Genomic DNA, 12,758 nt, shown 5'->3' on the forward strand with positions numbered 1-12,758 from the left:
TGCTGATGGTGCTACTGGCGCTGATGGTGCTACTGGCGCTGATGGTGCTACTGGCGCTGATGGTGCTACTGGTGCTGATGGTGCTACTGGTGCTGATGGTGCTACTGGCGCTGATGGTGCTACTGGAGCTACCGGAACTAACGGTATTGACGGAGCTACTGGAGCTACTGGAGCTACTGGAGCTACTGGAGCAAATGGGTCGACTGGTCCTACTGGAGCCGCAGGATCAAGCACAATTATTCCGTTCGCTTCAGGTGTTACACCTGTCGCATTGACTTCTGTCCTAGGTGGAGCCATCGGCACGACTAGTCTCGTAGGTTTCGGAAGTGCTGTTCCAGGTATCTCATTAATTGGAGCTAATATAGACCTGCTTGGATTGATAAACTACTCGTTTTCAGTTCCACAGGCAGGAAGCCTAACAGCAATTTCCGCAGCTTTCACTACAACAGTTTCATTAACAATTCTTTCCCCTGCCACAGTTCAAGCACGAATCTATCGTGCTCCCTCAGGTAGCACTCTCTTTAGTCCAACAAGCGCTTTAGTTAATCTAACTCCAGCTATACCAGCTTTAGCAGCGATTGGTACCTATCGATTTGGAACAGCTACTTTTGCACCAATACCAGTAGCAGCTGGAGATCGTTTGCTAATGGTGTTCTCGATAACCACCACAGGCTTAACTTTAGCCACTGTTGTCACAGGAAGCGCAAGTGCAGGTCTATCCATCACATAACCGCCTGTACACACGTAAACACAAAAATTCATGTACGTCCCTTTCATGTCAACTATGCAAAGGGGCACTTCTTTGTAAGCGAAATTCAAGGTGTGGATAAACAAATACTTTTGCAACACTTAATTAAATTTTACCGAAAAATCCACATGACGACTACAAACGTCATGTGGATTTTTTTCTGTTTCAATCTTTTCATACATCTAAAAATTAAATACTGAATCGGAACTTTCTGTGATACAGTTTCCTAATTTTCCTATGTCGAAATTACCGCCACTAACAATTACACCAACCCTTTTTGAAGAAGTAGGTAACTTCTGATTCAGAACAGCCGCAATTGCCGCAGCTGCCGCCCCTTCAACAAGCAACTTCTCGCGTTCTAACATGAAAAGAATCGCTGAAGAAATCTCCCGTTCAGTTACCGTAATCATACCGTCTACATAATTATGAATGATATCCATCGTTACTTTACCCGGTTCTCTGACGCAAATCCCTTCCGCTATCGTCGGTAAAAAGTGAGCCAGATTACTTTTTCTACCGTGATAAGCCGAAACAATAGCCGGTGCGTTTGCGGCCTGGACACCAATCACTCTTACCGAAGGCCGTATTGTCTTCACAGCAAGTGCAGTCCCTGCGAGTAAACCTCCACCGCCTGCCGGTACAACAATTGTGTCCAAATCAGGTTGTTGTTGCAACATTTCCATCGCCACAGTTGCCTGGCCCTCGATAATTGTTAGATCGTCGAACGGATGAATAAACGTCGCACCTGTTGCTAGTTGTTCGGTACGCGCCGCTTTATAGGCTTCATCAAAACTTTTCCCAACAAGCTTTACAGTCGCTCCGTATTTCCGGGTAGCATCCACTTTTGCAGCTGGAGTCGTTTCAGGCATGAATATTGTAACCTTGGCGCCCACTTTCCGTCCCGCCAGTGCAACACCTTGTGCATGATTTCCCGCAGAAGCCGCAAGTAAACCTTTTGCGCATTCTGCCTCTGTCAATTGAGAGATTTTATTGAACGCGCCACGTACTTTAAATGACCCTGTCTTCTGTAAGTTTTCAAGTTTTAAATACACTTCGGATTGTGTCCATTCATTCAATGTCTCCGATTGTTTAATTGGCGTACGGTGAACAATTTCAGTTAAGCGTTCAAATGCTTCGAATAAGCGCGCTGTTTCATACAAATTCCCAATTACACCATCTCTCCTTTTAGTCGGCATTTACGTGTGCTGATGTTGTTTTTCATAGTTGGCTATTTGTTCTTCATATTGGAATGTCAAGGATATTTCATCCCAGCCATTTAACAACATTTCTTTATAATACGGATCAATTTCAAACGAATAGGACTTGCCATCCTGCCCCGTCACCGTCTGTTTAACTAGATTAACTTCAACTGAATAAGGTTCTTTTTGACCGTTTGCCAATAACTCTTCCACTTCCGACATTGTTAATTTAATCGGAAGCAAGCCGTTTTTCATGCAGTTATTATAGAAGATATCCGCAAAACTTGGCGCGATAACGACATTGAATCCATAGTCTAAAATCGACCACGGTGCATGTTCACGAGAGGATCCGCAGCCAAAATTTTCTTGAGCAACGAGGATTTTAGACCCTTTGAACCGCTCATCATTCAAGACGAAATCTTGAACTTCGCTTCCATCAGCATTATGTCGCCAGTGATAAAACAAATATTTCCCGAACCCTGTACGTTCAATTCGTTTCAAGAACTCTTTCGAAATAATCTGGTCGGTATCGACGTTTTTACGGTCAAGCGGTGTTAGTACACTAACGACTTCGTTAATCGGTTCCATCTAATCATCCTTTCCTCACTTATGAATGAACAGCTTCCAATTCGCGGACATCTACAAAATGGCCTGCAATTGCTGAAGCGGCTGCCATGGCTGGACTTACAAGATGTGTACGTGCCCCTGCTCCTTGACGCCCTTCGAAATTCCTGTTCGATGTTGAAGCGCACCGTTCACCTGCTGGAACGACATCATCATTCATCGCAAGGCACATGCTGCAACCCGATTCCCGCCACTCGAATCCAGCCTCAAGGAATACTGAATCTAACCCCTCATCCTCCGCCTGTTTTTTAACAGTGCGTGAACCAGGTACGACAATTGCCGTGACGGAAGGATGGACTTTCTTCCCTGCAATAACTTTCGCCGCTGCACGTAAATCACTTAATCTTGCATTTGTGCACGAACCAATGAAGACATGCTGGATATCAATTGACTTCAGCGGAGCGCCTTCTTCAAGCCCCATATACGCCAGTGCTTGTTTCAGTGCATCTTTATCTGATTCTGACTCAAAATCCTTCGCGTAAGGAACACTTGCTGAAATACCAGATCCCATTGAAGGATTAGTACCCCATGTCACGAACGGTTCGATTTCATCTGCATTCATTTCAAGAACCGTATCATAAGTCGCGTCCGTATCTGATGCAAGCGACAGCCAATGCGCCGCTGCCTCTTCAAATCCTTGACCTTCAGGAACATATCTACGGCCTTTCAAGTAAGCAACAGTCGTTGCATCTGGGCTGATCAAACCAGCTTTTGCCCCTGCTTCAATGGACATATTACAAACGGTCATCCGTTCTTCCATCGTCAAATTACGGATTGCTTCACCCGTAAATTCAACAATATGCCCCGTACCCATATCAATGCCGAATTTGGCGATAATCGCTAAAATGACATCTTTTGCGGTAACACCGAATCCAAGTTTCCCGTTAATGCGGATTTCCATTGTTTTCGGTTTTGATTGCCACAATGTTTGCGTTGAAAGGACATGCTCGACTTCGCTCGTACCGATGCCAAATGCAATTGCTCCGAAAGCGCCATGTGTAGATGTATGGCTATCGCCACAGACAATTGTTTTACCTGGCTGCGTCAGACCTAGTTCTGGCCCGATTATATGAACAATTCCTTGATCCGGATGGTCCATATTTGCAAGCGGGACGCCAAATTCATCACAATTTTTTTGCAATGTGTTGATTTGTTTCCGCGCAATTGGATCTTTAATCTCATCACGGTTTCGTGTCGGAACGTTATGATCCATCGTTGCAAAGCAGAGATCGGGTCTGCGCACAGTACGATTCGCAAGTCGCAGCCCTTCAAACGCCTGCGGAGAAGTCACTTCATGTAACAAATGAAGATCGATATAGAGCAAATCAGGCTTCCCTTGTTCTTCGTAAACGATATGCTGATTCCAGATTTTCTCGATAATATTTTTCGCCATATGGCAGCCCTTCCTCTCTTTTCAATTAAATGAAGTTAAACGTATGAAAACATAATGCTATTCGAGACGAATTGTGTATCAAGTTCGTCAATGACTTTGTCCGTCCATTCTTTTGTCGATAAAACCCGTTTACCCGGTTCTACAAGATCCGCTGTGAAGAAACCATCTTCAAACACTGTGTTAACTGCTTCTTCAATCGCTGACGCTTCCGTATCTAGGTTAAATGAATACTTCAACATCATAGCAACCGATAGAATCGCTGCTGCCGGATTTGCCAAACCAAGTCCTGCAATTTCAGGTGCGGAACCGTGGACAGGCTCGTATAAACCAAAACCGTCCGAACGGATACTTGCTGACGGAAGTACGCCAAGTGATCCTGTAATTACAGATGCTTCATCACTTAAAATGTCGCCAAACATATTTTCCGTAACGACAACGTCAAATGCCGCTGGGTTCGTAATCAATTTCATAGCCGTAGAATCGACTAACATATGCTCCACTTCAATATCGGGATACGCTTTCTTTTTCTCTTCAACGACTTCACGCCATAGCTTACTCGTTTCAAGTACATTTGCTTTATCAACAGAAGCTACTTTCCCTCTGCGCAAGCGGGCAATTTCAAACGCTGTGACTACGATACGCTCAATCTCTTTGCGTGTATAAACCAGAGAATCCACTGCAGCATCTGCAGTCCGCCGACTTGGTTCGCCGAAATATAGACCACCTGTCAGTTCCCGTACAATCATCATATCTACATCTTTTGCCACTTCTGGTTTTAGAGGAGATGCATGGAGTAAGGATGGCACAGCTTTCACAGGCCGAAGATTGGCAAACAAGTCGAAATGTTTCCGAATCGCAAGCAGTCCTTTTTCCGGTCGGAGTGCTGAAGGATTTTGGTCCCATTTCGGACCGCCTACAGCACCAAGAAGTACCGCGTCACTTGCTTCACAGAGTGCCACTGTTTCATCTGGAAGCGGATTTTGATGTTTGTCAATTGCAGCGCCGCCAATTACTCCGTACGCTACATGGAACGTGTGGTTAAAGCGTCTTGCAATCACTTCAAGCACCTTCACTGCCGCTTCAGTCACTTCTGGACCAATTCCATCACCTGGTAATACTGCTACTTTCTTCTCCATAGAACTTCTCCTCCTTATTGTTTTAATTCTATTTATTCAGACTCTTTGAGCTGTGCTAACTTTTGTTTGGGAATGTTTTTTGACCAATTGTCGGTTTATTGCATTAAAGTAAGCTTTTGCAGATGCGCCCAACACGTCCTGTGCGACATCGCGTCCAATCGACACTTCACCATTAATACTGAGATTAACAACCGCTTCGCCAAGTGCATCGCGTCCTTTGCCAATCGATGTAACACGGTAATCTAGAATATGAACTTCGCCTTCAACTAGTATTTCTAGCGTATTGAAAATGGCTTCAACTGATCCTGAACCTGTTGCTGTCGCAGTGACTGTTTTTCCATCCGGATTAACAGCTGTAACGGTTGCAGATGGAACATTCGCAGTTGCATATTGAACTTGAACATCTGTAAATTTATAAACAGGTACATCATTAGTTTGAATTTGCTGATCTGTAAATAATACAAACAGATCATCTTCTGTAATTTCTTTTTTACGGTCCGCAAGTTTCTTAAATTCAACAAACGCTTCATTTAACTTATCAGCACTAAGATCGAAGCCCATTGAAATGGCGCGGTCACTGAATGCGTGTCTGCCAGAATGTTTACCCAGCGCAAGCGGTTCAGTTTTGCCCCCGATTAATTCAGGTGTAATGATTTCATATGTCCCTCGATTTTTCAGGTAGCCATCCTGGTGAATCCCTGACTCATGCGCAAATGCGTTCTTGCCAACAATTGCTTTGTTTGGCTGAATGACAACGCCTGTTAATTGGCTGACAAGTTGGCTTGTGCGTTTAATTTCATGTAAATTAATACCTGTTTCCAATCCGTAATAATCTTTGCGAATATGAAGTGCAACAGCAATTTCTTCAAGTGCGGCATTTCCTGCACGCTCTCCGATACCATTGATTGTACCTTCGACTTGATCGGCACCATTTTCGATCGCTGCGATTGAGTTGGCTACTGCAAAACCTAGGTCATCATGACAATGTGCAGAAAGCTTAACTTTATCGATGCCTGTGACGTTTTCTTTCAGGAACTTGAATAATGCACCGTATTCTTGAGGTGTTGCGTAGCCGACCGTATCAGGAATATTGATAACGGATGCGCCAGCTGCGATTACTTGATTGATGATACGCACTAGGAACTCACGATCTGAACGGAATGCATCTTCAGCAGACCATTGAACTTGTGGGAAGAACTTACGGGCATATTTCACGGCTTCTACTGCAATTTCTACGACCTGGTCAGGTGTTTTCTGAAGCTTATATTCCATATGGATAGGTGAAGTTGCTAAAAACACATGTAGATGAGGTTGTTCCGCACCGCGAAGTGCTTCCCAAGATGTTTCGATATCGCTTTTCATTGCGCGGGCAAGACCAGTTACCGTCGACTTCTTCACTGCGTTTGCAATTTTCTGTACCGCTTCAAAATCACCCGGGGATGAAGCAGGAAACCCTGCTTCGATGATTGTTGCCCCGAATTTTTCAAGCTGCCGTGCGATTTCTAACTTCTCTGCTGTATTTAGATTAATACCTGCAGATTGTTCACCGTCCCGAAGAGTTGTGTCAAATATGTCAATTTTTCGCACTACCCACCACTTCTTCCTCTTTTGATTTTGCACCTTCATTGACGAAAGGCATCATTGCGCGAAGTTTTTTGCCAACAATTTCAATTTCATGCTGTGCTTCCGTTTCTTCAAATCGATTGAAGTTCGGACGACCATTTTCGTTTTCTTCAATCCATTCTCTAGCAAATTTACCTGATTGAATGTCTGTTAGTACATCTTTCATGCGCGCTTTTGTATCTGCGTCAACAATACGTGGTCCTGAAACGAAATCTCCCCACTCAGCTGTATCTGAGATTGAGTAGCGCATGCCTGCCATACCGCCTTCATACATAAGATCGACAATCAGTTTTGTTTCGTGCAATGTTTCGAAGTAAGCAAGTTCTGGTTGGTAGCCTGCTTCTACTAGCGTTTCAAAACCAGCCTTAACAAGTGAAGTCAGTCCGCCACATAGTACCGCTTGTTCGCCGAATAGATCTGTTTCTGTTTCTTCTTTGAACGTCGTTTCAAGTACGCCGCCACGTGCAGATCCAATCGCTTTTGCATAAGCAAGAGCTACGTCTTTTGCTTGGCCCGAAACGTCTTGATAGACCGCGAACAACGCTGGAACACCTGCGCCTGCTTCGAATGTTCTACGAACAAGGTGTCCAGGTCCTTTTGGTGCAACTAGGAATACGTCAACATCAGCAGGTGGTACGATTTGACCGAAGTGAACGTTGAATCCGTGTGCGAAAACAAGTGATTTACCTGCTTTAAGTGCCGGTTGGATTTCTTCGTCATATACTTGCTTCTGTCTTTCATCCGGAAGTAGGATCATGATAACATCCGCTTTTTCAGCAGCTTGACGAACAGTCAATACTTGTAGTCCATCTCGTTTTGCCTGATCAAATGATTTACCTTCGCGTACGCCAACAACGACATTGAAACCAGAGTCATTCAAGTTTTGTGCGTGTGCATGACCTTGTGATCCGTATCCGATGACTGCTACTAGCTTATCTTTCAAAAGTCCTTCGTTGATATCTTGGTTATAATACATTTTAGCCATAATTGTTTTCCTCCTAGTGGTTTGGGTTTTTTGGGTTTTTTGGGTTTTTTGGGTTTTTTGGGTTTTTTGGGTTTTTTGGTTTATATTATTTTGTCTAGACTCCGGGCGCCAGCCCCTCGGGTCATAAGCCGTTTTGCTGTGGGGGCTGAAGTACGCCTCCTCGTGCCTGCAAGGATGCAGGTATGCAGTCGTTGCGACAGGACGTCGCGCACTTAGACTGCCTACTTTTTTACTTATGCCTGTCGGGGCTAGACGGCACCCTGCGCTTTTCTTACTTTAAAATGGATAACTGAGGTGATTGAACCTTTTGTGTTTCACGAACAAATGCTGTAGCACCTGTTCTTGTCAATTCTTTGATGCCATAAGGCCTAAGTAAATCGATAAATGCTTCAATCTTTTCCGGATTTCCGATTACTTGGTAGGTAACGACGTTTTTCCCAGTGTCGATAACCGTTGCCCGGAATGGTTCGATGATGCTGTTCATTTCACTTCTAACATGTGGCGGTGAAATGACTTTCACTAGCGCAAGCTCTCGCATAACGATCGCTTTATCCGTGATGTCATTGACTTTAAGAACATCGATTTGTTTTTGCAGCTGTTTAACGAGCTGTTCGATTTTCCGTTCGTCTTCTACATTGACGATGAACGTCATTTTGGACCTGCCTGCTATTTCGGTGTGACCGACTGTGATGCTTTCGATATTGAACTGCCTTTTCATCAGCAAGCCGGTCACCCTGTTGAGCACGCCACTTTGATTGATTACAGTTACTGTAATAACTCGTTTCATAGTTTACTCACCCCGATCATTTCATGTAGTCCTCTACCTGGTGCAACCATCGGATAGACGTTTTCTAGTTGTTTCACACGACAGTCGATGAGAACGGGTTCATCAGACAACAGTGCTTCTTGAAATACTGCTTCGGCTTCTTCCAATGTGTCAATTCGATAGCCTTTAATGTCATACGCCTCTGCTAATTTCACAAAGTTCGGCTGAACGGGCATCAATGATTGGGAGTAACGCTTTTCGTAAAATGTTTCTTGCCATTGGCGAACCATTCCAAGACAGCCATTGTTTAGAATAATAATTTTGACTGGAATGCGCATTTCTTGTAATAACGACAACTCTTGCGCTGTCATTTGGAATCCAGCGTCTCCAACAATTGCAATGACGCGTGCATCCGGCTTGGCGATTTGTGCACCAATTGCTGCCGGGAAGCCGAAGCCCATAGTGCCAAGACCGCCTGAAGTTACCCAATGGTCCGGATTATTCAGTGAATAGTATTGAGCCGTCCACATCTGATGCTGTCCGACATCCGTTGTAACGATTGCATCACCCTTTGTTATGCGATGGATGATTTCAAGCGCCTGTTGTGGAAGGATTGCTCCTTCATCATCCTCGTTGTACCATAATGGAAACTTCTCGGCCGATTCTTTTAAGTATGTGAGCCAAAGCGCTATTTCCGGTGACGCGAATTGTTGTTTCAACAGAGCTTGTAATGCTTCTTTTGCGTCTGCAACGATTGGTATTTCCGTCGGTACATTTTTCCCGATTTCAGCAGGATCGATATCGATGTGGATAATCTTTGCATTCGGAGCGAATGATGCCAGATTACCTGTCAGCCTGTCGTCGAAACGCGCACCGATATTGACAAGTACATCACATTCACTAATCGCCATATTGGATGTAACCGTTCCATGCATGCCGGCCATTCCTAGGAATAGTTCATGATCACCACGAATACTGCCAAGCCCAAGAAGTGTATTCGTTACAGGAATCTGATGTTTCTCTACAAGTTCTTTCAATTCATCCATCGCCTGGGCATGCAAGATACCTGCACCTGCGAGGATCAGTGGTTTTTTCGCCCCAGAAATGGCTTCTGCTGCTTTTTGTATTTGTAAATAGTTCGGAGTCGTTGTCGGCTGATATCCTGGTAAATCTACTTCCGCGTCTATATCGCCCGTTGGAATGAAGAGCCCCGTTGCAATATTTTTAGGAATATCAACAAGTACTGGTCCTGGGCGTCCTGTTGAAGCAATGTGGAATGCCTCTTTGATAATTCTTGGAAAATCAGCTACATCATTCACTTGGTAGTTATGCTTTGTGATTGGTTGCGTGATCCCAATAATATCCGCTTCTTGGAACGCATCGGTACCAATGACTGTATTTGCCACTTGCCCAGTGAAGATGACGAGTGGCAGTGAATCCATCATTGCATCGGTAATACCCGTCACCAGGTTCGTCGCCCCAGGTCCAGATGTTGCAATGACGACACCAGGTTTTCCTGAAACACGTGCATATCCTTCAGCCGCATGAATCGCGCCTTGTTCGTGACGTGCAAGTATGTGGGAAATAGGGTTTTGATACAATGCATCGTAAATTGGTAATACTGCTCCTCCAGGATAACCGAAAATAACTTCGACACCCTGATCCTTCAAAGCTTGAATGAGTACAGCAGACCCATCTTTCGGTTGTTCGGTCTGTTGCGGCTCATGCACAGTCTCTGGCGCTGTTTCCTTTACCACTTGCTTCGTTTGAACGTCAGCATTCATCTATAAACTCCTCCTTACTCATACTTTTGAATAGTCAATCTTCTCTCTAAAAAAAAAAGCCTTTTCATCCCACGCAAAGAACTTCTCCTTTACATAGGGATGAAAAAACTTTTCATGGTACCACCCTTGTTCGCAGCAATCTAGCCGCCTCATGAATAGACTAGGTCTATTCTTTTTATAACGAGCGCCGATTTCTCGTCGCCCGGGATTGCCTACTTTACTTTCAGCAATCCACTCCGGGGTGATGTCGCAACTAGTTGTATTACCGGCTTTCAGCATTACCGGCTCTCTGTGAATACAGGGTCTAATTACTTTTGCCCCATCATTGATTTTAACTATTAAATTTTCATAACTCCGCCTGTACTTGCAGATGTGACAAGCGCTGAATATCTGGCTAGATAGCCTTTTTTAATTTTAGGTTCGAATGGTTTTAAGTTTGCCCTACGTTTTTCAAGTTCTTCATCAGAAACTTCAAGTTCAATTGTCCGGTTTGTTAAGTCGATTGAGATGATATCACCATCTTCAACTAACGCGATTGGTCCGCCTTCAGCCGCTTCAGGTGATATATGGCCAATCGAGATGCCTCGGGATGCCCCTGAGAAACGTCCATCTGTAATGAGTGCTACTTTCGTCGCCAGCCCACGTCCTGCAATTGCAGCAGTCGGTGCGAGCATTTCAGGCATTCCCGGTCCACCCTTCGGACCTTCGTAACGAATAACAACAACATCGCCTTCTTTTACTGTTCCGTTGTCAATACCTTCTTGTGTATCTTCTTGCGATTCAAACACAATGGCTTTTCCTCGAAACGCTGTAATCGATGGGTCAACGGCTCCTACTTTGATGACACCGCCGTCTGGTGCAATATTACCGAATAGGACGGACAAGCCACCTACAGGACTGTATGCATTGTCATGACGTCGAATGACTTCATCGTTAAGTATGTGAGAGTCTTTTACGTTTTCATAAAGTGATTTTCCGGTAATCGTCATCCGATCTGGATGAACTGCTCCTTCAATTTCACATAGCTCTTTAATAATGGCGCTGACACCACCTGCAAGATGGACATCGTGCATGGTGTAGTCAGAAGATGGACTGATTTTGGATAAATACGGAATTCGTTCGGCAACTTTATTGATATCACGGACATCGTATTCAATTTCTGCTTCGTGTGCGATTGCAAGTGTATGGAGGACTGTGTTTGTAGAACCGCCCATTGCCATATCAAGTGCAAATGCATCATCAATTGTTTCTTTTGTTATAATGTCACGCGGTTTAATATCTTCTTTCACCATGCGAACAAGATGTTCCGCGGCTTCTTTAATGAGTCTATGTCGTTCATTGGAAGTAGCAAGAATTGTACCGTTACCCGGAACTGTTACTCCCAGCATTTCCATTAAGGAGTTCATGGAGTTTGCTGTGAACATTCCTGAGCATGATCCGCATGACGGACATGCACTCTGTTCAATGTCGAGCAGCTCTTCTGCTGTCATCGTACCTTGTTTGTAAGCTCCAACACCCTCGAATACCGAGACGAGCGATAAAGGCTTACCAGTCGATGATACGCCGCCTTCCATCGGTCCGCCTGAGACGAATACGGATGGAACGTTCGTACGAACTGCTGCCATCAACATACCCGGCGTAATTTTGTCACAGTTTGGAATGTAGAATACACCGTCGAACCAGTGCGCGTTGATAACCGTCTCTGCAGAGTCTGCAATGAGTTCACGACTTGGTAATGAATAGCGCATTCCGATATGTCCCATTGCAATCCCATCGTCAACACCGATTGTGTTGAACTCGAACGGAATCCCGCCCGCTTCACGAATCGCCTCTTTGACGACTTCTGCGAATTTGTTCAAATGCATATGTCCCGGAATAATATCAATATAGGAGTTACAGACACCGATGAAAGGTTTGTGCATATCTTTCATTCTAACGCCTGTAGCGTACAGCAGACTTCTATGCGGTGCACGATCTACACCTTTTTTAATCATGTCACTTCTCATTGGTTTTTCCATTGTAGTCACCCCTCATCAAATCACTTACATGTTGAAATTCTGTTAATCTTGCTGTCTAGGTTATGTAGTTTGTGAATTGAATCACGAACTGATATTGGATTGATGTCATCATATCTTGGATATCGGCTGGAGTCAACAGTGTTTTTAAAATTGTTAATCAATTATGAATAGTGCATTTGAATGTATCCGCTTACATGCTAGTTATACAGCGATATATCGCATATAGCACATTTCAAAAAACTTTAAAACTATTTTTTATGAATTCTATTTTTAATGATTTTTCCGGAATTGGTGCTTTTCTAAAAGCCGCGCAAGCGCCTTCGCTATAATTGTTCATTATTGAGAGAGTGTGTGTTCTAAGTGTGGATTATAGATCGCTTGGCGCTTTGGGGATGCCTCTCGCCCTGAGCCTGGATTAGCGCTTCGCATCCAGTCTCACGGCTTCGGCTACCCCTTTGCCGCGCATGCGCTAGGCTTATTCA

Annotated in this window: 10 protein-coding genes and 1 other annotated feature; of the genes, 1 reads left to right on the plus strand and 9 read right to left on the minus strand. The window is 44.3% G+C overall.

Annotated features, from left to right (window positions below):
• The coding region (locus tag I2483_RS18590) for an exosporium glycoprotein BclB-related protein (RefSeq protein WP_207278554.1) at positions 1-730 on the plus strand (730 nt) is incomplete at its 5' end.
• A 200-nt stretch (positions 731-930) separates the two neighbouring features.
• Here the strand turns inward: I2483_RS18590 and ilvA are convergent.
• From ilvA to ilvD, 9 genes are all read right to left on the minus strand, one after another.
• Entirely contained in the window at positions 931-1,944 is a 1,014-nt protein-coding gene (gene ilvA, locus I2483_RS18595) for a threonine ammonia-lyase (RefSeq protein WP_207278555.1), read from the minus strand.
• Entirely contained in the window at positions 1,945-2,535 is a 591-nt protein-coding gene (gene leuD, locus I2483_RS18600; protein ID WP_207278556.1) for a 3-isopropylmalate dehydratase small subunit, read from the minus strand.
• 19 nt (positions 2,536-2,554) lie between these two features.
• Positions 2,555-3,964, minus strand: a complete 1,410-nt coding sequence (leuC, locus tag I2483_RS18605) for a 3-isopropylmalate dehydratase large subunit (protein ID WP_207278557.1) — start codon at positions 3,962-3,964, stop codon at positions 2,555-2,557.
• 35 nt (positions 3,965-3,999) lie between these two features.
• Positions 4,000-5,100 (minus strand): 3-isopropylmalate dehydrogenase, encoded by a 1,101-nt coding sequence (leuB, locus tag I2483_RS18610; protein ID WP_207278558.1) that lies wholly within the window; start codon positions 5,098-5,100, stop codon positions 4,000-4,002.
• Positions 5,101-5,136: 36 nt separating this feature from the next.
• On the minus strand, positions 5,137-6,687 hold the full coding sequence (locus tag I2483_RS18615) for a 2-isopropylmalate synthase (protein ID WP_207278559.1): 1,551 nt from the start codon (positions 6,685-6,687) through the stop codon (positions 5,137-5,139).
• Positions 6,674-7,708 carry a ketol-acid reductoisomerase gene (gene ilvC / locus I2483_RS18620; protein ID WP_207278560.1) on the minus strand — a complete coding sequence of 345 codons (1,035 nt, stop codon included), beginning with the start codon at positions 7,706-7,708 and terminating at the stop codon, positions 6,674-6,676. Before ilvC ends, I2483_RS18615 begins: the two co-directional genes overlap by 14 nt.
• Before the next feature lie 271 nt (positions 7,709-7,979).
• A complete protein-coding gene (gene ilvN, locus I2483_RS18625) occupies positions 7,980-8,495 on the minus strand; it encodes an acetolactate synthase small subunit (RefSeq protein WP_186672540.1) in 516 nt (171 codons plus the stop codon).
• A complete protein-coding gene (gene ilvB / locus I2483_RS18630) occupies positions 8,492-10,258 on the minus strand; it encodes an acetolactate synthase large subunit (RefSeq protein ID WP_207278561.1) in 1,767 nt (588 codons plus the stop codon). Before ilvB ends, ilvN begins: the two co-directional genes overlap by 4 nt.
• A gap of 92 nt (positions 10,259-10,350) precedes the next feature.
• Positions 10,351-10,593, minus strand: a binding site (T-box leader).
• 3 nt (positions 10,594-10,596) lie between these two features.
• A complete protein-coding gene (ilvD, locus tag I2483_RS18635) occupies positions 10,597-12,264 on the minus strand; it encodes a dihydroxy-acid dehydratase (RefSeq protein ID WP_207278562.1) in 1,668 nt (555 codons plus the stop codon).
• Positions 12,265-12,758 lie beyond the last annotated feature (494 nt).

Source organism: Sporosarcina sp. E16_3, from assembly GCF_017347125.1.
Lineage (GTDB): Bacteria > Bacillota > Bacilli > Bacillales_A > Planococcaceae > Sporosarcina.